General features: G+C 57.7%; 23 protein-coding genes. 21 read left to right on the plus strand and 2 right to left on the minus strand.

Features of this window, described 5'->3' with window-relative positions:
• Position 1 precedes the first annotated feature (1 nt).
• From phnF to phnE (AAIE03_RS05485), 14 genes are all read left to right on the plus strand, one after another.
• Entirely contained in the window at positions 2 to 715 is a 714-nt protein-coding gene (phnF, locus tag AAIE03_RS05420) for a phosphonate metabolism transcriptional regulator PhnF (RefSeq protein ID WP_015700005.1), read from the plus strand.
• Entirely contained in the window at positions 715 to 1,164 is a 450-nt protein-coding gene (phnG, locus tag AAIE03_RS05425; RefSeq protein ID WP_013026277.1) for a phosphonate C-P lyase system protein PhnG, read from the plus strand. Before phnF ends, phnG begins: the two co-directional genes overlap by 1 nt.
• Positions 1,161 to 1,745 (plus strand): phosphonate C-P lyase system protein PhnH, encoded by a 585-nt coding sequence (gene phnH, locus AAIE03_RS05430; RefSeq protein ID WP_013026276.1) that lies wholly within the window; start codon positions 1,161 to 1,163, stop codon positions 1,743 to 1,745. Before phnG ends, phnH begins: the two co-directional genes overlap by 4 nt.
• A complete protein-coding gene (locus AAIE03_RS05435; protein ID WP_022623348.1) occupies positions 1,736 to 2,812 on the plus strand; it encodes a carbon-phosphorus lyase complex subunit in 1,077 nt (358 codons plus the stop codon). The genes phnH and AAIE03_RS05435 overlap by 10 nt, the downstream gene beginning before the upstream one ends.
• Complete coding sequence (locus AAIE03_RS05440) at positions 2,805 to 3,653, plus strand: alpha-D-ribose 1-methylphosphonate 5-phosphate C-P-lyase PhnJ (RefSeq protein ID WP_013026274.1); 849 nt, start codon at positions 2,805 to 2,807, stop codon at positions 3,651 to 3,653. The genes AAIE03_RS05435 and AAIE03_RS05440 overlap by 8 nt, the downstream gene beginning before the upstream one ends.
• A complete protein-coding gene (gene phnK, locus AAIE03_RS05445) occupies positions 3,643 to 4,404 on the plus strand; it encodes a phosphonate C-P lyase system protein PhnK (protein WP_014594006.1) in 762 nt (253 codons plus the stop codon). Before AAIE03_RS05440 ends, phnK begins: the two co-directional genes overlap by 11 nt.
• Complete coding sequence (gene phnL, locus AAIE03_RS05450) at positions 4,404 to 5,123, plus strand: phosphonate C-P lyase system protein PhnL (RefSeq protein ID WP_013026272.1); 720 nt, start codon at positions 4,404 to 4,406, stop codon at positions 5,121 to 5,123. The genes phnK and phnL overlap by 1 nt, the downstream gene beginning before the upstream one ends.
• A complete protein-coding gene (gene phnM / locus AAIE03_RS05455) occupies positions 5,120 to 6,256 on the plus strand; it encodes an alpha-D-ribose 1-methylphosphonate 5-triphosphate diphosphatase (RefSeq protein WP_022623346.1) in 1,137 nt (378 codons plus the stop codon). The genes phnL and phnM overlap by 4 nt, the downstream gene beginning before the upstream one ends.
• Positions 6,256 to 6,792 carry a ribose 1,5-bisphosphokinase gene (phnN, locus tag AAIE03_RS05460; RefSeq protein ID WP_014594005.1) on the plus strand — a complete coding sequence of 179 codons (537 nt, stop codon included), beginning with the start codon at positions 6,256 to 6,258 and terminating at the stop codon, positions 6,790 to 6,792. Before phnM ends, phnN begins: the two co-directional genes overlap by 1 nt.
• Positions 6,789 to 7,559: a phosphonate metabolism protein PhnP gene (gene phnP, locus AAIE03_RS05465; RefSeq protein WP_498562855.1), complete on the plus strand. Its 771-nt coding sequence runs from the start codon at positions 6,789 to 6,791 to the stop codon at positions 7,557 to 7,559. The genes phnN and phnP overlap by 4 nt, the downstream gene beginning before the upstream one ends.
• A 173-nt stretch (positions 7,560 to 7,732) precedes the next feature.
• Complete coding sequence (phnC, locus tag AAIE03_RS05470; RefSeq protein ID WP_498562856.1) at positions 7,733 to 8,563, plus strand: phosphonate ABC transporter ATP-binding protein; 831 nt, start codon at positions 7,733 to 7,735, stop codon at positions 8,561 to 8,563.
• A gap of 25 nt (positions 8,564 to 8,588) precedes the next feature.
• Positions 8,589 to 9,518 carry a phosphonate ABC transporter substrate-binding protein gene (gene phnD / locus AAIE03_RS05475; protein ID WP_013026267.1) on the plus strand — a complete coding sequence of 310 codons (930 nt, stop codon included), beginning with the start codon at positions 8,589 to 8,591 and terminating at the stop codon, positions 9,516 to 9,518.
• A 130-nt stretch (positions 9,519 to 9,648) separates the two neighbouring features.
• Complete coding sequence (phnE, locus tag AAIE03_RS05480; protein ID WP_013026266.1) at positions 9,649 to 10,503, plus strand: phosphonate ABC transporter, permease protein PhnE; 855 nt, start codon at positions 9,649 to 9,651, stop codon at positions 10,501 to 10,503.
• A gap of 2 nt (positions 10,504 to 10,505) precedes the next feature.
• Complete coding sequence (gene phnE, locus AAIE03_RS05485; protein WP_498562857.1) at positions 10,506 to 11,390, plus strand: phosphonate ABC transporter, permease protein PhnE; 885 nt, start codon at positions 10,506 to 10,508, stop codon at positions 11,388 to 11,390.
• Here phnE (AAIE03_RS05485) and AAIE03_RS05490 read toward each other — a convergent pair.
• A complete protein-coding gene (locus AAIE03_RS05490) occupies positions 11,344 to 13,944 on the minus strand; it encodes an ATP-binding protein (protein WP_126843525.1) in 2,601 nt (866 codons plus the stop codon). The genes phnE (AAIE03_RS05485) and AAIE03_RS05490 overlap by 47 nt on opposite strands.
• A 144-nt stretch (positions 13,945 to 14,088) precedes the next feature.
• Between AAIE03_RS05490 and AAIE03_RS05495 the strand changes: the two genes are divergently transcribed.
• The 6 genes from AAIE03_RS05495 to AAIE03_RS05520 all read left to right on the plus strand — a co-directional run bounded on the left by AAIE03_RS05495 (position 14,089) and on the right by AAIE03_RS05520 (position 20,258).
• Positions 14,089 to 15,603: a sugar ABC transporter ATP-binding protein gene (locus AAIE03_RS05495; RefSeq protein WP_014605513.1), complete on the plus strand. Its 1,515-nt coding sequence runs from the start codon at positions 14,089 to 14,091 to the stop codon at positions 15,601 to 15,603.
• Positions 15,604 to 15,613: 10 nt separating this feature from the next.
• A complete protein-coding gene (locus AAIE03_RS05500) occupies positions 15,614 to 16,594 on the plus strand; it encodes an ABC transporter permease subunit (protein ID WP_028715287.1) in 981 nt (326 codons plus the stop codon).
• 71 nt (positions 16,595 to 16,665) lie between these two features.
• Complete coding sequence (locus tag AAIE03_RS05505) at positions 16,666 to 17,604, plus strand: ABC transporter substrate-binding protein (protein ID WP_013026261.1); 939 nt, start codon at positions 16,666 to 16,668, stop codon at positions 17,602 to 17,604.
• Between the two features lie 48 nt (positions 17,605 to 17,652).
• Positions 17,653 to 18,345: a D-lyxose/D-mannose isomerase gene (locus tag AAIE03_RS05510; RefSeq protein ID WP_028715286.1), complete on the plus strand. Its 693-nt coding sequence runs from the start codon at positions 17,653 to 17,655 to the stop codon at positions 18,343 to 18,345.
• Complete coding sequence (locus AAIE03_RS05515; protein WP_014593996.1) at positions 18,345 to 19,205, plus strand: ketose 1,6-bisphosphate aldolase; 861 nt, start codon at positions 18,345 to 18,347, stop codon at positions 19,203 to 19,205. The genes AAIE03_RS05510 and AAIE03_RS05515 overlap by 1 nt, the downstream gene beginning before the upstream one ends.
• Positions 19,206 to 20,258 carry a carbohydrate kinase family protein gene (locus AAIE03_RS05520; protein WP_042676784.1) on the plus strand — a complete coding sequence of 351 codons (1,053 nt, stop codon included), beginning with the start codon at positions 19,206 to 19,208 and terminating at the stop codon, positions 20,256 to 20,258.
• On the opposite strand, the gene AAIE03_RS05525 is transcribed toward AAIE03_RS05520, so the two are convergent.
• Positions 20,195 to 20,938 carry a response regulator gene (locus AAIE03_RS05525; protein ID WP_207806633.1) on the minus strand — a complete coding sequence of 248 codons (744 nt, stop codon included), beginning with the start codon at positions 20,936 to 20,938 and terminating at the stop codon, positions 20,195 to 20,197. The genes AAIE03_RS05520 and AAIE03_RS05525 overlap by 64 nt on opposite strands.
• Before the next feature lie 447 nt (positions 20,939 to 21,385).
• On the opposite strand from AAIE03_RS05525, the gene AAIE03_RS05530 reads away from it, so the two are divergent.
• Positions 21,386 to 22,684 carry an NCS2 family permease gene (locus AAIE03_RS05530; RefSeq protein WP_014593993.1) on the plus strand — a complete coding sequence of 433 codons (1,299 nt, stop codon included), beginning with the start codon at positions 21,386 to 21,388 and terminating at the stop codon, positions 22,682 to 22,684.
• Positions 22,685 to 22,771 lie beyond the last annotated feature (87 nt).

Below are 22,771 nucleotides of genomic sequence, written 5' to 3' on the forward strand. Positions count from 1 at the left end.
GATGGAGTTATCCAGACATCCGACCACTGTCTATCAGGCTGTTGCCGCGCAACTGGAGCAGGCTGTTCAGGAACGTTACCGCAGCGGTGACTATTTACCCTCTGAGCAGCAGCTGGCCGATCACTATGCGGTGAACCGCCACACGCTGCGTCGGGCGGTAGACGAATTGGTGAACAAGGGCCTGCTGCAGCGTCGCCATGGCGTCGGCATTTTAGTGCTGATGCGCCCCTACGACTATCCGTTACACGCTCAGGCTCGCTTCAGCCAGAACCTGATGGAGCAGGGCAGCGATCCCACCAGTGAACGTCTGCTGGCGGTGCTGCGCCCGGCCAGTGCCGACGTGGCCGCCGCGCTTGGCGTCAGTGAAGGCGATAACGTTATTCACCTGCGAACCCTTCGCCGTGTAAATGGCCTGCCGGTCTGCCTGATCAACCACTTCCTTGCCGATCTCAGCTGGTGGCCACAGCTGCAGCGCTTTAACAGCGGCTCACTTCATGACTATCTGCAGCAGCACACCGGTAAGCAGCTGGTACGCAGCCAGACGCGCATCAGCACCCGCCGGGCCCAGGCCAAAGAGTGTAAGCAACTGGAAATCGCGCTGCACTCTCCACTTTTGTGCGTGCGGACGCTGAATAAAACCACCGATGGCGCGATGGCGGAATACTCCGTCAGCCTCACGCGTGGCGACATGATCGAACTCACTCTGGAGCATTAATGAAACAGCAAACGGCCCGCCAGCACTGGCTTTCGGTGTTGGCACACAGCAGCGCAGCCGAGCTTGACGCGTACTGGCAGCCGCTCAACCTCAAGCCCGAATTTACCCTGATTCGCCCGGCCGAGATTGGCCTGACGCGTCTGCAGGCCCGCATGGGCGCCACCGGCAAACGCTTTGTGGTGGGCGATGCCACCGTGACGCGTGCGGTGGTGCGGCTGAACGACGGCACCCTGGGTTACAGCTATCTGCTCGGCCGGGATAAAGCCCATGCCGAACGCTGCGCCCTGATGGATGCCCTGTTGCAACAGGCCGACACCGCTGAACTGCTGCAGGAAAAAATGATTATCCCGCTGGCGGCCTCACGTGAAGAGCAGCGTCAGCTGCGCGCACGTGAAATCGCCAGCAGCAAAGTGGACTTCTTTACGCTGGTACGCGGAGACAATGAATGACTTTACTGGCAAGTTTTAATCACCCGGTTGCGGACGCGCAGCACGCCTTCCGCCGCATCCTGAAAGCCATGAGCGAGCCTGGCGTGATGGTTTCCCTGCCGCTGGAACAGGGCTGGGGCGCACTTTCGCCTGCCGCCACCGCCGTGCTGCTGACGCTGGTGGATCAGGAAAGCCCGCTGTGGCTGGATCCCCAGGTCGATAATCAGGAACTGCGCGATAACCTGCGTTTCCATACTGGTGCGCCCCTTACCGACAGCAATGACGCAGCCTTTGCGCTCAGCCACGCGACCGCTCAGCCCAATCCTGCAGACTTCGCCGCAGGCGACAATCTGGCACCGGAAAAAAGCACCACGTTGATTATTGAGGTGCCCGCACTGAACGGTGGGCTGGCGCTACGGCTGTCTGGCCCGGGCCTGCGTGAAGCGCGCGCCATTGCGCCCCAGTTGCCGGAAAGCGTGCTCGAATACCTGCGCGCCCGACCGCATCCGTTCCCTCAGGGCGTGGATCTCATCTTTACCTGTGGCGAAGCGATGATGGCGGTGCCACGGACAACCCATGTTGAGGTGTGCTCATGTACGTAGCGGTTAAAGGGGGCGAAAAAGCCATTGCCAATGCCCATCATCTTCAGGCCGATCTGCGTCGGGGCGACCGTGCGGTCGCGGAGTTATCCTGCGACCAGATCGCGCAGCAGCTTGGCCTGGCGGTAGATCGTGTGATGACCGAAGGCGGCATTTACGATCCCGCGCTGGCGGCGTTAGCCATTAAACAGGCCAGCGGCGATCTGGTTGAGGCCATTTTTTTACTGCGCGCCTATCGCACAACCCTGCCTCGCCTGGCGCAAAGCACGCCGCTGGACACCGGCAACATGCGGATCGAGCGGCGTATCTCCGCGGTTTATAAGGATTTGCCTGGCGGTCAGGTTTTAGGCCCAACCTATGACTACAGCCACCGGCTGCTGGACTTTACCCTGATGGCTAACGGGGAAACGCCTCTGCCGCCGCGCAGCGAGCAGGCGCTGCCCGAACACTGCCCGCACATGTTCAGCATGATGAGCGACGAAGGCTTAGCAGCGCGTGAAAGCGACGACGGCAGCGAACCCACCGACATCACCCGAGAGCCGATGGGCTTTCCCGCCTCCCGTGCCGCACGACTGCAACAGCTGGTGCGCGGCGATGAAGGTTTTCTGCTGTCGCTGGGCTATTCCACCCAGCGCGGCTATGGCCGAACCCATCCGTTTGCCGGAGAAATCCGGACCGGTTATGTCAGCGTCAGCGTTTGCCCGGAAGAACTGGGATTTGAGCTGGAGATTGGGGAAATGCTGCTGACCGAGTGTGAAATGGTCAACGGCTTTACCCACGATGGGGAAAGCGCCCCGCACTTCACGCGCGGCTATGGACTGGTCTTTGGTCGGGCAGAGCGTAAAGCCATGTCCATGGCGCTGGTGGATCGCGCCTTACAGACGCGCGAGCACAATGAACGTATCACCAGCCCGGCGCAGGATGAGGAATTTGTTCTGTCGCATGCGGATAACGTTGAAGCCGCGGGCTTTGTTTCCCACTTAAAACTGCCGCACTACGTCGATTTCCAGGCGGAACTGGAACTGCTGAAACGTCTGCGTCAGGACTATCAGGAGCAGCAAAATGGCTGAACTCAGCGGCTATAACAACGGCTACCTTGACGAGCAAACCAAACGCACGATCCGGCGCGCCATCTTAAAAGCGGTGGCGATTCCCGGCTATCAGGTGCCCTTTGCCGGACGCGAAATGCCGATGCCTTACGGCTGGGGCACCGGCGGGATTCAAATCACCGCCAGCGTCATTGGCGACAAAGACGTTTTGAAAGTCATCGACCAGGGCGCGGACGATACGACCAACGCCGTCTCCATCCGCCGTTTCTTCCAGCGAGTGAGCGGCGCGGCCACCACGGAACGCACGGTGGATGCCACGCTGATTCAGACGCGTCACCGTATTCCGGAAACCCCGCTGGAAGAAGATCAGATCCTGATTTTTCAGGTGCCAATTCCCGAGCCGCTGCGCTTTATTGAGCCGCGCGAGACGGAAACCCGCACCATGCATGCGCTGGAAGAGTACGGCATCATGCAGGTCAAACTGTACGAAGATATCGCCCGTTTCGGCCACATCGCCACCACCTATGCCTATCCGGTGAAGGTCAACGATCGCTATGTGATGGATCCGTCGCCGATTCCCAAATTCGATAACCCGAAGATGCACATGATGCCCGCCCTGCAGCTGTTTGGTGCCGGACGCGAGAAGCGCATCTATGCCTTGCCGCCTTACACCAAAGTTGAAAGCCTCGACTTCGACGATCATCCCTTCACCGTGCAGCAGTGGGACGAACCCTGTGCGCTGTGCGGATCGCGTCACAGCTATCTGGACGAGGTAGTGATGGACGATCAGGGAACGCGCATGTTTGTGTGCTCAGATACCGATTTTTGCCACCAGCAGCAGGAACAACAACATGCACAGTGAACAACCGCTGCTCGCGGTCAATAACCTCACGCACCTTTACGCACCGGGCAAAGGTTTCGAAGAGGTCAGCTTTGATCTCTACCCGGGCGAGGTGCTGGGGATTGTGGGAGAGTCCGGTTCGGGTAAAACCACGTTGCTGCGCAGCCTGTCTGCCCGGCTGGCCCCGCAGGCAGGCGCAATTCATTACCTGCAGCGCGATCTTTACCAGATGAGCGAAAGCGACCGTCGCCGCTTACTGCGCACGGAGTGGGGCGTGGTACACCAGCATCCGCTGGAAGGACTGCGTCCTCAGGTCACGGCGGGCGGCAATATCGGTGAACGTCTAATGGCCGTCGGCCACCGTCACTATGGCGAGATCCGCGCCGAGGCGAGTCACTGGCTGCAGGCGGTGGAAATCGCAGCGAACCGTATCGATGACCTGCCGACGACGTTTTCCGGCGGCATGCAGCAGCGTCTGCAAATCGCCCGCAATTTAGTGACCCAGCCGAAACTGGTGTTTATGGATGAACCCACAGGCGGGCTGGACGTCTCGGTGCAGGCGCGACTGCTGGACCTGCTGCGTACGCTGGTGCGCGAACTGAATCTGGCGGTGATCATTGTGACCCACGATCTGGGCGTGGCGCGCCTGCTGGCGCATCGGCTGCTGGTCATGAAGCAGGGCCGGGTCGTGGAAAGTGGTTTAACGGACCGCGTGCTGGATGATCCGCATCATCCTTATACGCAACTGCTGGTTTCATCGGTGCTTAACTAATGGCGACAGCGACTATGAAGACGCAACTGCGCGTGGAAAATTTGTGCAAAACCTTTGTGCTGCACAATCAGAACGGGGCGGCTCTGCCGGTGCTGCAGGATGCCAGCCTGGAAGTCAGTGAGGGCGAATGCGTGGTGCTGCACGGGCATTCGGGCAGCGGAAAATCGACTCTGCTCCGTGCCCTGTATGGCAACTATCAGGCCAACAGCGGCAGTATCTGGGTGCAGCATCTGGGCGAATGGGTCGATATGGCACAGGCACCCGCCCGCCAGATTATTGCCATTCGCCGGGATACCATCGGCTGGGTCAGTCAGTTTCTGCGGGTCATCCCGCGCGTGCCGACCCTGGAGATCGTCATGCAGCCGTTACTGGAACGCGGCGTTGAGCGCAGCTTCTGCGAAGCGCGCGCCAAAGATCTGCTGACCCGGCTCAATGTCCCGCAACGCCTCTGGTCCCTGGCACCCTCGACGTTCTCCGGTGGAGAGCAGCAGCGCGTCAACATCGCCCGTGGCTTTATTGCCGATTATCCCGTGCTGCTGCTGGATGAGCCTACGGCATCGCTCGACAGCGTTAACAGCGCCGCAGTCGTGAGTTTGATTGAACAGGCGCGCGCGCGTGGCGCGGCCATTGTCGGTATTTTTCATGATGAAGCGGTGCGGGAGCGTGTGGCCGATCGCCTGCACGTGATGCAGCCCTTCAAAACAGGGGCAGAAGCATGATCATCAATAATGTAAAGCTGGTGCTGGAAAACGAAGTGGTAGAGGGATCGCTGGAGTTTCGTGAAGACCGCATTACGAACTTTAGCGAAACCGCCAGCCAGCTCGCCGGCGCGCTGGACGGAGAGGGCGCGTTTCTGTTGCCCGGCCTGGTCGAGCTGCACACGGACAACCTGGATAAGTTCTTCACCCCGCGGCCTAAGGTTGACTGGCCGGCCCATTCCGCCATGAGCAGCCACGATGCGCTGATGGTGGCCAGCGGCATCACCACCGTGCTGGATGCCATCGGTGTAGGTGATGTACGCGATGGGGGGCACCGGCTGGAAAATCTCAGCAAAATGATTGGCGCGATTCGTGACAGTAACCGCAAGGGGCTCAACCGCGCCGAGCATTTATTACATCTGCGCTGCGAACTGCCGCATCACACCACGCTGCCGCTGTTTGAGGCGCTCATCTCCTCACCAGAATTGTCGCTGGTGTCGCTGATGGACCATTCACCGGGGCAGCGCCAGTACGCATCGCTAGAAAAGTATCGCGAGTACTATCAGGGAAAATATCAGCTCAATGACGAGCAGATGGACGAGTTTGAGCGCGATCAGCTGGCGCTGGCTAGAGAGTGGTCACAGCCCAACCGCCTGGCGATTGCCGCGCTGTGCCGGGATCATGGTATTGCGATTGCCAGCCACGATGATGCGACCGAAGCGCACGTGGAAGAGTCGCACGGCGTGGGCAGCGCCATAGCTGAATTCCCCACCACGCTGGAGGCGGCGAAGGCCTCACGTTATTGCAACATGCAGGTGTTAATGGGCGCACCGAATATTGTTCGCGGTGGTTCGCACTCTGGTAACGTAGCCGCCTGGGAGCTGGCATCACACGGAATGCTGGATATTCTGTCATCGGACTATTATCCCGGTAGCCTGTTGGATGCGGCCTTCCGCTTAGCGGCGGATGAGCGGAACACGCTGTCACTGTCCCAGTCTGTTGCGCTGGTCACCTGTAATCCGGCGCGCGCGTTGGGGCTAGAGGATCGTGGCGTGATTACGGAAGGCTGCCGCGCGGACCTGGTACTGGCGCATACCCAACATGGTCATCCCCACATCCGCCATGTCTGGAGCAAAGGCCGGCAGGTGTACTGATGGCCCGGCTTATCTGGCTCATCGGCCCGTCCGGCTCAGGAAAGGACAGCCTGCTGGACCTGCTGCGCGAGGCGCCGCCTGACGGCCTGCTGATTGCGCACCGCTATATCACCCGCCCTCACGATGTGGGGGGCGAAAACCACGTGGCTCTGACGGAAGCGGAGTTTATCCGGCGCAAGGCGCTGGGGTTATTTGCGGTCAGCTGGCAGGCCCACGGTTTTCATTACGGTATCGGGAGTGAAATCGATGGCTGGCTGGCGTGCGGGCAGAACGTGCTGGTAAACGGCTCCCGTCAGCATCTGGAACAGGTTCGTGCGCGTTACGGCGCACGGCTGTTGCCGCTGTGTATTGAGGTTTCGCCATTGGTGCTGGCCGCGCGTTTACGACAGCGGGGACGTGAGAGTGAAGAGGAGATCGTTCAACGACTGGCGCGCGCGGCACAACATCAGCCAGAGGGCTGCCTGCGGCTAAACAATGATGGTGCGCTGGTGGATACGGTACAACAGTTACGACAGTTGCTGGCGGAATTCCCATGAAACTGACCTTGCTTGGTACCGGCGGTGTGACAGGCGCGCCGGTGTTCGGTTGTGACTGTCATGCCTGTTTGCGCGCCCGCGACGCTTCCCGCTATCGCCGCGCGCCCACCAGCGCGTTAATTGAGGCCGGACGCGAACGTATTTTACTGGATGCCGGTTTGCCATTGCTGGCCGAGCGCTTTCAGCCTGGCGAAATTAACCGAATTTTGCTGACTCATTATCATATGGACCATGTGCAGGGGCTGTTCATTCTGCGCTGGGGCGAAGGCGAATCTATTCCTGTGTGGGGACCGCCGGACGACAAGGGCTGCGATGACCTGTTTAAGCATCCCGGACTGCTGGATTTCCGCCCCGCTTTAACGCCTTACGTGGCACATCAGTTCGGTGAATTACAGGTGACACCACTGCCGCTCCAACATTCACGACTGACCCACGGCTATCTGTTTGACTGGCATGGATCGCGTCTGGCCTGGCTGTGCGATACCTGCGGTCTGCCGCCGGACACCGCCGATTTCCTGCGTGGACAACGGCTGGATCACCTGCTGGTAGACTGTAACGATCCCCCCGGGCAGGGCGGACGCAATCATAACGATTTGACCGCCGCGCTAAACATCATTGATGAACTGAAACCGCACCAGGCCTGGCTGATTCATCTGAGCCATCACATGGATAACTGGCTGGCAGAGCACGCCTTACCCGATGGGGTTCGGGCAGCCTGTGACGGCTTGTCGCTGTCTCTGGGTGCCGATTTGCCTGTCACAGTTTAATCATCTAACCGTAATACAGCCTTCATCCCCCGTGTTCTTAATATAGCGGTCTCTCGTCAGGTTCCGGCGGCGTGAGCCACAAACGCAAGATAATGACTCTCGCCAGACAGTACCGACCAGATGGGTTAATGGGGCGCGGGTACAGAACGTAAACTGCAATAACGGAGAACATCATGGCACAGGCACTGCTTAAAACGGTGGTCGATAACGTCTCGTCATTGACCCAGTCAGGCGGGCAAAAAGTGTTATCTGTTCAGGGACTGAGCAAAGCTTACGGTAACAACAAAGTCCTCGATAATGTCAGTTTCGATTTGCATGCGGGTGAACTGGTGGCGGTAATCGGTCGCTCTGGCGCAGGCAAATCGACGCTGCTGCACATGCTGAATGGCACAATCTCCGCCTCACAGGGCGCCATCGTCAGCCTGCACCACAGCGAAGCCGATCGCGATGTGGTGAATCTCAGCAGCCGCCAGATGCGTGAATGGCGCACCCAGTGCGGCATGATCTTTCAGGATTTCTGCCTGGTGCCTCGCCTTGATGTGCTGACCAACGTGCTGTTGGGGCGTCTCAGCCAGACCTCTACGCTGAAATCGTTTTTCAAAGTGTTCTCTGACACCGATCGCGCCCGCGCCATTCAACTGCTTGAGTGGATGAACATGCTACCGCAGGCGTTACAGCGCGCCGAAAACCTCTCCGGCGGTCAAATGCAGCGCGTAGCGATTTGTCGGGCGCTGATGCAGAACCCCAAAATTCTGTTAGCGGATGAACCCGTTGCCTCGCTCGATCCTAAAAATACCACCCGTATTATGGATGTATTGCGTCAGGTCAGCGATCAGGGCATCAGCGTGATGGTGAATCTGCACTCGATTGAATTAGTAAAAAGTTACTGCACGCGCGTGATAGGTATTCAGCGCGGTGTGGTGCTGTTCGACGGTCATCCTTCCGCACTTACCGACGGCTTGCTGCATCAGCTGTACGGCGACGAATTTAACCAGATCCACTAACTATCACAGCAAGAGAACAAGGCTAATGAAAATGAAAGCTTTCGCGTTATTGACTACAGCATTGCTTACCTTTGGCGTTAACGCAGCGGACGCACCAAAAGAGCTGAATCTGGGTATTTTGGGCGGTCAGAACGCGACTCAGCAGATTGGTGATAACCAGTGTGTGAAAACGTTCTTTGATAAAGAACTGAACGTGGATACCAAAATCCGCAACTCTTCAGACTATTCCGGCGTGATTCAGGGGCTGCTGGGCGGTAAAGTGGATCTGGTATTGAGTATGTCTCCCTCCTCGTATGCGTCCGTGTATATTCAGGATCCTAAGGCCGTCGATTTAGTGGGCATTGTGGTGGATGACAAAGATCAGTCTCGCGGTTATCACTCCGTGGTGATTGTGAAAGCCGACAGCCCTTATAAGAAGCTGGAAGATCTCAAAGGCAAATCTTTTGGTATGGCGGATCCCGATTCCACGTCCGGTTTCCTCGTGCCAAACCAGGCGTTTAAGAAAATGTTTGGCGGCAACATCGACAATAAATACAACAACTTCTTTTCAAGCGTGACCTTTTCAGGTGGTCATGAGCAGGACATCCTGGGCGTGCTGAATAATCAGTTCGACGGCGCGGTGACCTGGACCTCTATGGTCGGTGATTACAACACGGGCTACACCTCGGGTGCCTTTGGCCGCCTGATCCGCATGGACCATCCGGACCTGATGAAACAGATTCGGATTATCTGGCAGTCGCCGTTAATTCCTAACGGTCCTATCCTGGTGAGCAATAAACTGCCAGCGGATTTCAAAGCGAAAGTCATCGCCGCGATCAAAAAACTGGATAAAGACGATCACGCCTGTTTCACCAAAGCCGTAGGGGGCCAGCAGCACATTGGCAAGACCTCGGTAGCGGACTTCCAGAACATCATCGATATGAAACGCGAGCTGATGAAAGGCGCGCGCGGCTAACGGCAGGGCAGTTTGCTTGCAGCCATCGTGCCGCCCTGAATAAGGGGGCGGCACGACCTCACCGGCGGGCTAGTCTGCGCGTCAACCTTGCCTGGATGGCTTTGTAACACATCAATCTGAGACACCTCACGTGACCGACTTCGAACGCTATTATCAACGTATCCGCCGCCAACAGAAGCGTGACTCGCTCATCTGGTCTTTGGTGCTGGTCGTGATTTATCTGGCGGCGGCCAATATGGCAGAGTTCAATCTGGTGACCATCTGGCAGTCGTTGCCGCACTTTTTTGATTATATCCGTGAAATCATGCCCGTTTTGCATCTGCCGCTCCTGTTTGCCGATGGCAAAACGGAAGGGTCGCTGGCCTACTGGGGCTATCGTCTGAATATTCAGCTGCCGCTGATCTGGGAAACCCTGCAGCTGGCGTTGGCCTCCACGCTGGTTGCCGTGGTGATTGCCGGTATCCTGGCGTTTTTTGCGGCCGATAATACGCAAACGCCCGCCAGCCTGCGCATGGGCATTCGCGCCTTTGTCGCATTTTTACGCACCATGCCTGAACTGGCATGGGCGGTAATGTTTGTGATGGCGTTTGGCATTGGGGCGATTCCCGGCTTTCTGGCCCTGGCCCTGCATACTATCGGTAGCCTGACCAAACTGTTTTATGAAGCCATCGAATCGGCGTCGGATAAGCCGGTACGCGGGCTGGCGGCCTGCGGAGCCAGCAAGCTGCAACGGATGCGCTTTGCGTTCTGGCCCCAGGTCAAACCCACCTTTTTGTCTTACAGCTTTATGCGCCTGGAGGTTAACTTCCGCTCATCGACCATTCTGGGGCTGGTCGGGGCAGGCGGGATCGGCCAGGAGTTAATGACCAACATTAAGCTGGATCGCTTCGATCAGGTCAGCATGACGCTGCTGTTGATTCTGATTGTCGTGTCGTTACTGGATACGGTTTCTGGCCGCCTGCGCCGCCGTGTCGTGGAGGAATAAATATGGTTACTCTCGCGCCGAATATCACGGCGATGAAGCAGCAGCATCATGAACTCTTCGCTGCGCAGCACCGCTATCTGCGCCGTCTGGCCATGCTGGCGCTGGCGCTGGTGCTTTATTACGTCTTTTTCTTTATGGTCTACGGTATCGAGTGGGGCCGCCTGCTGGTTGGCTGCCAGCAGCTGGGACGCTATTTTTTGCGTATGTTTGTCTGGCAAGACTTTGCCAACTGGCCCTTTGGCTACTATTTCTCTCAGGTCGGGATTACGCTGGCGATCGTGTTTGCCGGCACGATAACCGCCACGCTGCTGGCGCTGCCGCTGTCCTTTCTGGCGGCGCGTAATGTGATGCACGATAAAGTTGCCAGACCGATTGCTTTCCTGATGCGCCGCCTGTTCGACATGCTGCGCGGCATTGATATGGCGATCTGGGGCCTGATCTTTGTGCGTGCCGTCGGCATGGGGCCGTTAGCCGGGGTGCTGGCGATTATCCTGCAGGACGTTGGCCTGTTAGGTAAGCTCTATTCGGAAGGACATGAAGCGGTGGAGCGTTCCCCGAGTCGTGGGCTGGGTGCACTGGGGGCGAACAGCTTGCAGAAACACCGTTTCGGCATCTTCACCCAGTCGTTTCCGCAGTTTCTGGCGCTCAGCCTTTACCAAATCGAGTCGAATACTCGCTCAGCAGCGGTGCTCGGCTTTGTTGGCGCAGGCGGTGTCGGCCTGGTTTATGCTGAGAATATGCGTCTGTGGAACTGGGATGTGGTGATGTTCCTGACGTTGATTCTGGTGGTCGTGGTGATGATCATGGATGCCATCTCAAGCCGCCTGCGTAAGCGTTATATCATTGGGAAACCGGTGCCGTTGTGGCAGCCTGGCGGGCACGATTAAGCCTTGCACTCCGCTGCCAGGCGCGCTGCAGCGCCTCCACCAACTGTGCCGCCTGCCAGGGTTTCGCCAGCCGCTCACACAGCGGCAGCGTAACGGGCTGGTGGCGCAGGTCCTGGCCGCTGATCAGCAAGGTTGCCAGCTGTGGCCACTTTTGCTGCGCCTGACGAATGACCTCTGCGCCGTTTATCTCACCGGGCAACATCAAATCGCTGATTAACAGATCGATATCGGGTGTCTGGTGCAACAGCGCCAGCGCCTCTTCGCCGGTCGCGCACTCCAGCGTCAGATAGCCGAGTTGATGCAGGTGCTCGCACAGGGTTTGCCGCACCGCCGGTTCATCATCCAGTACCAGAATCAGACGATCGTCTGCAGCCGCGGGGTGAGACGGGGCAGGGACGGGGGGCCGGGCGGCTGCGGCATCGGGCGCGCGCGGCAGCAACAGCCGCACCGTTGTGCCCTGACCGGGGGCCGTTTCCAGCTCCACCTGTCCACCCGACTGGCGGACAAAGCCGTACACCATCGACAGTCCCAGCCCGCTCCCGGTTCCGGTGGTCTTAGTGGTGAAGAAGGGTTCGAACACCTGAGCACGCACCTCGTCGGACATGCCGCAGCCGTGATCGATCACTTCGATGGTCACCCGGTCACGTTTTTCCCCTTGCTCGCTTCGCCGCTGATTCCAGATGCGCAGGCGGATTTCGCCGCTTTGGCCACCCATCGCATCCCTGGCATTGACCACCAAATTCATCACCGCATTCTCCAGCTGGCTGGCATCTATCCAGGCCGGCCAGCCGGGGCGCTGGGCGTCAATGATCAGATGCTGACCGGGCAGCAGCGAATGCTGAAGCAGCCCCTGCAGATTCTCGATCAATGTCACCACGGAAACCGCGTGGGGATTCAGGGTTTGTTTGCGTGAAAAGGCCAGCAGCCGTTGGGTCAGAAGTGCCGCTCTGTCCGCCGCCTGGCGGGCTCGTTCAATCCGGCTGGCGACGGGGCCGGGTGCCAGTTGCCCCTCGGTTAACGCCAGGCTGCCGATGATAACGGCCAGCAGGTTATTAAAATCATGGGCGATGCCGCCGGTCAACTGGCCCACCGCTTTCATTTTCTGACTGTGCACCAGCGCCTCTTCCAGCACCTTACGCGAAGTGCGCTCCAGCACCGTATTGACCATTCCGCGCCGTGGTACAGGGCTGAAACGCAGTTCCAGCGTGCGGCCGTCTGCCAGCCTCACTTCCTGGGGTTCCGCTAAATCGTGCAACTGCACATTAAGCGGCGCCAGCAAGTGCTGATAGTGCAAACCGCGATGCAGATCGCGGGGAGCGATGCCCAGCAGCGTCGGATACTGCGCATTCCATACCACGAGTTCTCCGCTGTTATCAAACAGGGCAAAACCGTCACGCATGGCCAGGAAGGTTGACTCCAGTTGGGTGCTTTTTTCTTTTAGCAGGCGAGAAGTCTGGGCCAAAGAGGCGGTATTTCGCGCAAAAACGTTAAACGCGCGCGCCAGTTCACCCAGTTCGTCCCGACGCTGTAATCCCGGCACGCTGACGTTCTGCTCTCCCTGTGCCAGCCGGGTCATCGCACCGGCAATGGCGGTAAGACTGGAGCCCAGATTGCGGTAAATGTAGTACCCGGTATAGAGGGTGATGGCCAGCGCCAGCAGGGCAGACAGCATGATAAAGCCGCTAACCGAGTCGAGTTGATGATGGGTGGCGATGTTACGCCTTTCCGTTTGCTGCGCGACCTGCTGGACGTAAGCGGTAATGTCATCATTCAGCGCCGCCACCAGCGCCTTGATACGGTAAGTCGCATAGGCAATCGCCAGGTCACTCTCCTCCAGCTCTGCGGCCAACGGGACCAGGCCGCGCTGTGTTTCCAGCAACTGCTGTACATTGTCGCCCAGTGCACCTGGCGCGACCACGCTGCGCCATTGCATCATCACCTGTTGCAGGTGCTCGATGACCGCCGTCGATGACGGCGTGCGAATCGCGATATCCAGTAGCCTGCCGGTTTGCTGGCGCAGCGTTAAATCGGGTGCGTTGATGCCGTCGCGCTGTGTCAGATCATTAATGCGTTCAAGCAGCAGTTGTGACTGCCACAAGCCGCTTAGCACCCTGTTGCGCTGTAAATGGCGTTCATGGCCTTGACGCAACAGCATACTCACCGACTGCTCAAGCATCAGGCTACGCGCACGCAGGCGCGCCACGCGCTCAGGCTCACGCGCGGCAAGTGGCGTGCTCGCCAGTAAAGAGAGTGAGTGCTGCAGGGCCTGTTGGTTCTGCTGTAAACGTCGTGATTCGCTCTGATACTCAAGCGCACCGACCACCTGGGACAACCGCACTGCCGTGATGGCCACATTGGAGGTATCGCGCGCCAGGGCAAGGCTGCCGTTCATATCAGCCAGCGTCTGCGCCTGGGCCTGGGCCTGAATGGTGCCCGCATGGCGAAAACTGGTCACCGCCACCACGCTCACCATTAAGGTGACGCACACCACCAATAAATGAGACAGCAACAGGCGACCGCGCGCCCCGACCTGCCACGGTGAACTGCGTTGCATAAAGACTCTCCGCTCGTGCGACGATGAGCCGAGTATAGGAGTGAGGGCGAGGCGAAATATGACAAATATGAATGGCCTCTGACATTTTCCATTTATCTGACACTGCTTAACTCGCTGCTATCCATAACCAGCAGGAGCGGGTAGATGACAGCAAAGCCGATACTCGAAATGCGCGAGATCACCCGACGCTTTGGTAATTTTTACGCCTTGAAAGGGGTGGATCTCACGGTGTATCCCGGTGAGGTCCATGCCCTGATGGGCGAAAATGGCGCGGGTAAAAGCACCCTGATGAAGATCCTGGCGGGGGCCTATGCTGCCAGCAGCGGCGAGGTGCTAATTGATGGCAAACCCTGGCAGCTGAAAGGCCCTAAAGAGGCGTTAGCCGCCGGAATCACGCTGATCTATCAGGAAATCAATCTGGCGCCCAATCTTACCGTGGCGGAAAACATCTTTCTGGGCAGTGAAATTACCCGTGCAGGCATGGTGAAACGTCATCAGATGGCGGATGAGGCGCAGCAGGTGATCAACCGGTTGGGCGCGCAGTTTAGCGCCACCGACAAAGTCAGCAGGCTGAGTATTGCTGAGCAGCAGCAGGTGGAAATTGCGCGCGCCTTACACCGTAACAGCCGGATTCTGGTGATGGATGAGCCGACTGCCGCACTCTCGAACCGTGAAACCGAACAACTGTTTGCCCTGATCAAGCGCCTGCGTAGCGAAGGCATGGCCATTATTTACATCAGTCATCGTATGGCGGAAGTGTATGAGCTGTCAGATCGCGTCAGCGTGCTGCGTGACGGGCAGTATGTCGGCAGCCTGACGCGCGACAATCTGAATGCCAGCGAGCTGGTGCGCATGATGGTGGGGCGGCCGCTCAGCGACTTGTTCAATAAAGATCGCACGATCGCGCGCGGGGCCGTCCGGCTGGCTGTCAATCATCTGTCCGACGGCGACAAAGTGCATCCCAGCAGCCTTGAGGTTCGGGCGGGCGAAATCGTCGGCCTGGCCGGCCTGGTGGGCGCGGGACGGAGCGAGCTGGCGCAGCTGATCTTTGGCGTGCACCGGCTTAAACAGGGCGACGTCTGGATCGATGGTCAGAAGGTGGATATTCACTCGCCACGTGAGGCGATTGCGCACGGCATTGGTTTTCTTACCGAGAACCGTAAAGAGCAGGGGCTGTTTCTGGAGATGGCCGCGCAGGAAAACATCGTCATGGCCACGCTGGAGCGTGATGCCCGCTACGGCATGCTTAACCGCGGGAAATCGCGGAAAATTGCCAGCGAAGCGATCTCCTCGCTCAATATTCGCGTGCCCCACGCGCTGGTGCGTGCGGGGGGCCTGTCGGGGGGCAACCAGCAAAAGCTGCTGATTTCCCGCTGGATCGCCATCGGTCCCCGTATTTTGATTCTGGATGAGCCAACGCGCGGCGTTGACGTCGGCGCGAAAAGCGAAATTTATCGCATGATGCAGGAAATGGCGCGTCAGGGCGTAGCCATTCTCATGATCTCCAGCGAATTACCGGAGGTTGTTGGCATGAGCGATCGGGTTTATGTGATGCATGAGGGGGCCATCGCCGGAGAGCTGGCGGGCGATACGATCACTCAGGAAAACATCATGACGCTGGCAACCGGTGCGCACAGCGCATCACCGCTTGAAGTATGAGGATAAAACAATGACACAAACGGCACGTGTTAATCCACCGACGGCCAAACGCGCTCTGATGGGCGACATCATGCAGACCGTGGGCATTTTACCGATTTTGATTTTAATCGTGGCGGTCTTTGGTTTTGTCACGCCTAACTTCTTTACCGAAGCCAATTTGCTCAACATTACGCGTCAGGCCTCCATCAATATCGTGCTGGCCGCAGGCATGACCTTTGTCATCCTGACGGGCGGTATCGATTTGTCCGTGGGCTCGATGCTGGGCACCACGGCGGTGGTGGCGCTGCTGACGTCGCTGGACCCGATGCTGGCGTCGCTTACTATTCCGATGGCGCTGGGCGCCGGGCTGGTGATGGGATTGTTTAACGGCATTCTCGTGGCCTGGGCCGGACTGCCTCCGTTTATCGTCACGCTCGGCACCTATACCGCACTGCGCGGGGCGGCCTATCTGCTGGCCAACGGCACCACGGTGATCAATTCCGATATTAACTTTGAGTGGATAGGCAATGGCTACCTGGGGCCGGTGCCCTGGCTGATCGTCATCGCGTTCGCCGTTATCGCGATTTGCTGGTTCATTCTGCGTCGCACCACGCTGGGCGTTCATATCTATGCGGTGGGCGGCAATATTCAGGCCGCGCGACTGACCGGCATCAAAGTGGGCCTGGTGCTGATATTTGTGTACGGCATGAGCGGATTGCTGTCGGGGTTGGGCGGGCTGATGAGTGCTTCGCGCCTCTACAGCGCCAACGGCAATCTGGGCGTGGGTTATGAGCTGGATGCCATTGCCGCGGTGATTCTGGGCGGCACCAGTTTCGTCGGCGGCATCGGCACCATCACCGGCACGCTGATTGGGGCGTTGATTATCGCCACGCTGAATAACGGCATGACATTAATGGGCGTCTCCTACTTCTGGCAGTTGGTTATTAAAGGTGCGGTCATCATCATCGCCGTCCTGATCGATAAATATCGTACTCGTCATCATGTGGGCTGACAGCCCCCATGCGCAGAGCAAACAAAGCGCCATTCAGCAGTTGGCAGATAAATCACAGCAGGAGAAGATCTATGCGTTTTAATCCGATTGTAACCGGGCTGCTGGCGGCAACGCTGCTCAGTGCCGGTGTGGCTCAGGCAAAAGAACTGAAATCGATTGGCGTAACGGTAGGCGACCTCGCTAACCCATTCTTTGTGCAGATCACCAAAGGTGCAGAGATGAAGGCGCGTCAGCTGGCCGGGGATAACGTAAAAGTCACGTTGGTGTCGAGTGGCTACGATCTCGGGCAGCAGGTGGGACAGATTGATAACTTCATTGCGGCAAAAGTGGACATGATTATCCTGAATGCCGCCGACTCAAAAGGGATTGCCCCTGCGGTCAAGCGCGCGCGTGATGCGGGTATCGTTGTGGTTGCGGTCGACGTCGCCGCAGATGGCGCTAACGCCACCATCACCTCTGATAACACCCAGGCGGGTGAAATGGCCTGTAAATACATCGCCGATCGCCTGAAAGACAAAGGCAATGTGGTGATCATCAACGGCCCGCCGGTCTCTGCCGTACAAAACCGCGTGGAAGGCTGCATGACCGAATTGAAACGCCATCCGGACATTAAGCTGCTTTCCTCTAATCAGAACGCCAAAGGCAGCCGTGAAGGCGGGCTGGAAGTGATGACCGGCCTGCTGTCAGCCAATCCAAAAATCGACGCGGTATTTGCCATTAACGATCCGACCGCGATCGGTGCCGATTTGGCGGCAAAACAGGCCCAGCGTAACGAGTTCTTTATCGTCGGCGTGGATGGTTCGCCGGATGGTGAGGAAGCGCTGAAACGTAAGAACTCGCTGTTCGCCGCTACGCCAGCCCAGGATCCGCAGGTGATGGCAGCCAAAGCCGTCGAGATTGGTTACGACATCCTTCAGGGCAAACCGGCACCGGATAAACCCGTGCTGATCCCGGTTAAATTAATCGATCGCAATAACGTCAGCAGCTACAAGGGCTGGACAGTGAAATAAAACCGGCGCGCGGCATCGTCGGGTGCCGCTTTAACGGGAGAGCTGACGATGCAACGCTCCGAAGTGAATGTGTTTTTGCAAAACACGCGGGACTTTTTTACACGCCAGGATATCCATCTGCCGCCCTGGGCTGATTACGACCTCAGTCAGTGGCGTCAGCAGCAGGGCGACATTGAGGAAATTATCGCGTTACGGCTGGGCTGGGACCTCACAAGCTTTGGCGCCGATGATTTTCTGCAAACCGGCCTGACGCTCTTTACGCTGCGCAACGGCTCGCCGGGCGGCAAGCCCTGGCACAAACCTTATGCTGAAAAAGTCATGCACGTGCGTGAAGGGCAGGTCACGCCGATGCATTATCATCCCCGCAAAATGGAAGACATCATCAACCGCGGGGGCGGCAATCTGATCGTCGAACTGTATAACCGTGAAGGCAACGAGAAGGCGAACTCGCCGGTGACGGTATCGCTGGATGGCATCACACAAACCCATGCGGCCGGTTCGCAACTCAGGCTGTCTCCGGGCGAAAGCGTGACGTTAATCGCCGGCGTCTGGCACAGCTTCTGGGGCGAAAACGGCTTTGGCGATGTGCTGGTTGGCGAAGTCTCGATGCCTAACGATGATGACAACGATAACGTATTTTTAACGCCGCTGGCGCGCTTTAACGCCCTTGATGAGGATCAGGAACCGCACCGGCTGCTCTGTAACGACTATTCCCACTGGCTCAATCTGAGGAGTGAATAATGGCTTTGATCTCTCTGGCACAGGGGCTGGCCCATGCGCAGAAGCAGGGGTACGCGCTGGGCGCCTTTAACGTTCTGGACACGCATTTTCTGCGCGCGCTGTTTGCGGCCGCAGAGCAGCAACGCTCGCCTTTTATCATCAATATTGCGGAAGTGCATTTTAAATACGTCACGCTCGACCAGCTGGTTGAGGCGATAAAGTTTGAAGCGGCGAAGCACGCGATTCCGGTGGTGCTCAACCTGGATCACGGTTTGCACTTTGAGGCGGTGATGCAGGCGATTCGTCTGGGATTCACCTCGGTAATGTTCGATGGCTCAACGCTGAGTTATGAAGAGAATATTCGCCAGACGCGTGAAGTGGTCAAAGCGGCACATGCCGTCGGCGTGTCGGTTGAGGCAGAACTGGGCGCGGTGGGCGGAGACGAAGGGGGCGCGTTATTTGGCGAAGCCGACAGCGAAAAATTTACCGATCCACGGCTGGCTGCTGAGTTTGTGCGTGAAACCGGCATTGATACGCTGGCGGTGGCTATCGGTAACGCCCACGGGAAATACAAAGGGGAGCCTAAACTCGACTTTGACCGGCTGGCGGCTATTCGCGAGCAAACCGGCGTACCACTGGTGCTGCACGGTGGCTCAGGCATCAGCGACGCGGATTTCCGGCGGGCGATCTCACTCGGCATCCATAAAATCAACTTCTATACCGGCATGTCGCAGGCGGCACTCGACGCGGTGGAACGCAGTCTGGCCTCACGCAACACCCGCTATGACGAGTTTGCCGAACTGCTGATGGCGGTGGAGAACGCAATTTGTGAAACCGTGATGCAGCAGATGAAGATTTTCGGCAGCGTAGGGCAGGCGTAAATGGAGGCGCGGCGCGGCATTCTGGCCGCTGGCGTGATGCTGGTGGATTACGTTCATCGTATTAGCCACTGGCCGGAACAGGGCTGGCTGGCTGAGGTTCAGCATAGCGAAAAGGCGGCAGGCGGCGCACCGCTGAATGTTTTACTTACCCTTTCGCGCATGCAGTGTCAGCTTCCGCTGGTGGCGATTGGCCTGCTGGGCAATGACGCCGACGGTGATTACCTGCTGGCTATCATGCAGGCGTCGCAGATCGATCATCGCTGGGTTCAACGTACCTGCGATAAACCCACCGCGATGACGCAGGTGATGACCGCACCGGACGGGCAACGAACGTTTTTCTTTTCCCCTGGCGCAAATGCCCTGCTGGACAGAACGCATTTCGCCGCTGTAGACGATGCGCAGCGCATCTTTCATCTGGGCTATTTACTGTTGCTTGAAACGCTGGACGGCGCGGACAGCGAATTCGGCACGCGCAGCGCCCGTTTGCTGGCCCAGATGCAGCAGCGTGGTTATTTTACCTCGCTCGATCTGGCGTCCCGTGCCGGGGATTACCGACCACAGGTATTGCCTGCGTTGCGCTGGTTAGATTACCTGGTTATTAACGAACTGGAAGCCCAGGCGTTGTCTGGCGTCGTTTTGCGGGATGATAACGGTATTCAACCACCCGCAGCCTTTTCCCTGGCTGCGCAGTGGCTGGCCGGGCAGGGGGTACGTCAGCGCGTGGTGATACACGCGCCCGAAGGGGCATGGGGGCAGGAAGTCGGCGGCGAAGGCATCTGGCAGCCTGCGTGGCAGCTGGCACCCGACGAGATTGTGGGCAGCGTTGGCGCAGGTGATGCATTTTGTGCGGGCGTACTGTATGCCAGCCATGAAGGGGATGACATGCTGGCAACGCTGCAACTTGCGCACACCTGCGCCCGGTTTAATTTGCGCGCGGCCAATGCAATCGACGGTATTCGCCCGTTGACCGACATGCGGCAGTGGATGGCTCAGGCCGTTTGCGTCGAGAGCCGCAAACCTTCAGGTTTGACCACGTCCGCCGAGAAAACATAACCCAGCCCACGAATCGTGCGGATCAGGCCGGGCTGATGGGGATTTGCTTCGATTTTGCGCCGCAACCGCATAATCAGCACATCGATGGTGCGGTCAAACACGTCCATCGTTTCGCTATGGGTGAGTTCCAGCAACTGGTCACGCGTCAGGACCTTACGCGCGTGCCGCACCATCGCACGCAGCAAGGTATATTCACCCTGCGTTAACGGCACGGTTTCTCGCTGCGGATTAAGCAACTGGCAGCGCGTTTCATCAAGCAGCCAGCCATTAAAGCGCCATCCCTCATGGTCAGTTTCCGGCAACACCACGCGCCCGCTGCGCCGGAGAGCCGCCCGCGCCCGCGCAACCACAACGCGTGGATTAAAGGGCTTGGCAATATAATCATCCGCCCCCATCTCCAGGCCTACCACCATTTCCGATTCCGAACCCATACCCGTCAACATAATCACGAGAATATCAGGCCGCAGTCGCTGCAGCTGCTGCAAAACCAGTAAACCGTTGGTGTCGGGCAACATCATATCAAGCATAACCAGGGAAATATCCGGATGTTCGCGCACCCTCGTCAGGGCATCTTTCCCCTGATGGCAGCGATAAACCAACAACGCATGTTCACTGAGTGCGTCCTGCAACAAATCGCAGACGGCATGATCGTCATCCACCACCAAAATTGCTGGCTTCATCTTGTGACCTCAATGTTACTGAAGGGTTAAATGCGAGTTTACACATTCCAGCATGGCCTGCTGATTGATGCAGCTGAAACGTGACCAGCGTCGCCTGACAAATTGCTGAAGCGTGCGGAAACGCATAATTTTGCCGGGCAGGGAGGTAAAAGGAAAACGATTGCGCATTTAGGGGGCAATGCACCATAATCGCGCCCTGATCTGGTTCAGAATTATCTTAAGGCTCGCTGACGCGTATCCAGGTAATCGATTGCGTATCGGGCTGGCACAGCAATTGCTTTAGCCTTTGCAATTGCTCATGTGACAAAGGAAAGCGAAAACCGTATTTCGGGTGGTCGGGCTGGCATGCGACAGCACTGGCGGCCCCTCAGTATCACAACAAACAGCATGACCATAACCTTGGCAAGAGAACGCGCACCTGAGTGACGTCTCTATCATCGAGAGATAATGATGTTAGAAAAACTATTTAAATTAAAAGCGCACAACACAACTGTACGCACTGAAGTCATCGCCGGTATCACCACCTTCCTGGCGATGGCCTACATTCTGTTTGTTAACCCCAGTATTTTGGGTGCAACCGGCATGGATAAAGGGGCTGTTTTTGTCGCGACCTGTCTGGCAGCCGCAATTGGTTCGGTGTTAATGGGACTGATTGCCAACTACCCGATTGCGCTGGCACCGGGCATGGGGCTGAATGCTTTTTTCACCTATACCGTTGTCTTGCACATGGGCTACAGCTGGCAGATTGCGCTGGGCGCGGTATTCCTGTCCGCAGTGATTTTTTTCGCCTTATCGATATTTAAGATTCGCGAGTGGATTATCAAGAGCATTCCGCTGCCGCTGCGCGCCGGTATTGCCGCAGGGATCGGTCTCTTCCTGGCGATTATCGCGTTGGAAGGCGCGGGTATCGTTGTGGATAATCCGGCTACCCTGGTGGGGATTGGCGATCTGACGAAGCCGGGCCCCTTACTGGCGATGTTAGGGTTTATCATCATCGTGGTACTGGAAGCACGTCGCGTCACGGGCGCGGTCTTAATAGGCATTCTGATCATCACCTTTATCTCGATGGGCATTGGTCTGACGAAATTTGGCGGTGTATTTTCTGCACCGCCTTCAATCGCACCAACGTTCATGCAGTTGGATATTGCGGGTGCATTTAACGTCGGCTTAATTAGCGTGATTTTCGCGTTCTTGTTCGTGGATGTGTTTGATAACACCGGCACGCTATTGGGTGTAACCAAACGCGCCGGGCTGGCTGACGAGCAGGGCAATGTGCCCAAAATGGGACGCGCGCTGGTTGCGGACAGTGCGGCTGCGCTGTTTGGTTCGCTGCTGGGCACCTCTACGACCACCAGTTATGTCGAGTCTGCCGCCGGAGTGAGCGCAGGCGGTCGTACCGGCCTGACGGCGATTGTGGTTGCGGTGCTTTTCCTGCTTGCGCTGTTCTTTTCTCCTCTGGCGTCAAGCGTGCCGGTTTATGCCACCGCGCCAGCATTGCTGTTTGTTGCGGTTTTGATGACGTCCGGGCTGGCCGAAATTGACTGGAAAGACATCACCACTGCTGCCCCGGTAACCGTGACCGCGCTGACGATGCCGCTGACCTACTCCATTGCTAACGGTATTGCCTTTGGCTTTATTACCTGGACCGTGGTGAAGTTGCTCAGCGGACGCACCAAAGAGATTAATGCGGCACTGATTGTTCTGTCTGTATTATTTGTGATTAAGCTCGGCTGGCTGAGCGCCTGATTAATCCAACCGTTACAGCATATTGAATATGCTGTAACGGTTTTAACATTAGAACTTAAAAAGCGTTTGCGGTTGTTTTCTCTGTTA

Source organism: Pantoea sp. Ae19-2 (assembly GCF_059801205.1).

Bases quoted from the DNA above. Each gene is read 5' to 3' on its own strand.
- phnF (WP_015700005.1), top strand. From the start codon at position 2: ATGGAGTTATCCAGACATCCGACCACTGTCTATCAGGCTGTTGCCGCG.
- phnG (WP_013026277.1), top strand. From the start codon at position 715: ATGAAACAGCAAACGGCCCGCCAGCACTGGCTTTCGGTGTTGGCACAC.
- phnH (WP_013026276.1), top strand. From the start codon at position 1,161: ATGACTTTACTGGCAAGTTTTAATCACCCGGTTGCGGACGCGCAGCAC.
- AAIE03_RS05435 (WP_022623348.1), top strand. From the start codon at position 1,736: ATGTACGTAGCGGTTAAAGGGGGCGAAAAAGCCATTGCCAATGCCCAT.
- AAIE03_RS05440 (WP_013026274.1), top strand. From the start codon at position 2,805: ATGGCTGAACTCAGCGGCTATAACAACGGCTACCTTGACGAGCAAACC.
- phnK (WP_014594006.1), top strand. From the start codon at position 3,643: ATGCACAGTGAACAACCGCTGCTCGCGGTCAATAACCTCACGCACCTT.
- phnL (WP_013026272.1), top strand. From the start codon at position 4,404: ATGGCGACAGCGACTATGAAGACGCAACTGCGCGTGGAAAATTTGTGC.
- phnM (WP_022623346.1), top strand. From the start codon at position 5,120: ATGATCATCAATAATGTAAAGCTGGTGCTGGAAAACGAAGTGGTAGAG.
- phnN (WP_014594005.1), top strand. From the start codon at position 6,256: ATGGCCCGGCTTATCTGGCTCATCGGCCCGTCCGGCTCAGGAAAGGAC.
- phnP (WP_498562855.1), top strand. From the start codon at position 6,789: ATGAAACTGACCTTGCTTGGTACCGGCGGTGTGACAGGCGCGCCGGTG.
- phnC (WP_498562856.1), top strand. From the start codon at position 7,733: ATGGCACAGGCACTGCTTAAAACGGTGGTCGATAACGTCTCGTCATTG.
- phnD (WP_013026267.1), top strand. From the start codon at position 8,589: ATGAAAATGAAAGCTTTCGCGTTATTGACTACAGCATTGCTTACCTTT.
- phnE (WP_498562857.1), top strand. From the start codon at position 10,506: ATGGTTACTCTCGCGCCGAATATCACGGCGATGAAGCAGCAGCATCAT.
- AAIE03_RS05490 (WP_126843525.1), bottom strand. From the start codon at position 13,944: ATGCAACGCAGTTCACCGTGGCAGGTCGGGGCGCGCGGTCGCCTGTTG.
- AAIE03_RS05495 (WP_014605513.1), top strand. From the start codon at position 14,089: ATGACAGCAAAGCCGATACTCGAAATGCGCGAGATCACCCGACGCTTT.
- AAIE03_RS05500 (WP_028715287.1), top strand. From the start codon at position 15,614: ATGACACAAACGGCACGTGTTAATCCACCGACGGCCAAACGCGCTCTG.
- AAIE03_RS05505 (WP_013026261.1), top strand. From the start codon at position 16,666: ATGCGTTTTAATCCGATTGTAACCGGGCTGCTGGCGGCAACGCTGCTC.
- AAIE03_RS05510 (WP_028715286.1), top strand. From the start codon at position 17,653: ATGCAACGCTCCGAAGTGAATGTGTTTTTGCAAAACACGCGGGACTTT.
- AAIE03_RS05515 (WP_014593996.1), top strand. From the start codon at position 18,345: ATGGCTTTGATCTCTCTGGCACAGGGGCTGGCCCATGCGCAGAAGCAG.
- AAIE03_RS05520 (WP_042676784.1), top strand. From the start codon at position 19,206: ATGGAGGCGCGGCGCGGCATTCTGGCCGCTGGCGTGATGCTGGTGGAT.
- AAIE03_RS05525 (WP_207806633.1), bottom strand. From the start codon at position 20,938: ATGAAGCCAGCAATTTTGGTGGTGGATGACGATCATGCCGTCTGCGAT.
- AAIE03_RS05530 (WP_014593993.1), top strand. From the start codon at position 21,386: ATGATGTTAGAAAAACTATTTAAATTAAAAGCGCACAACACAACTGTA.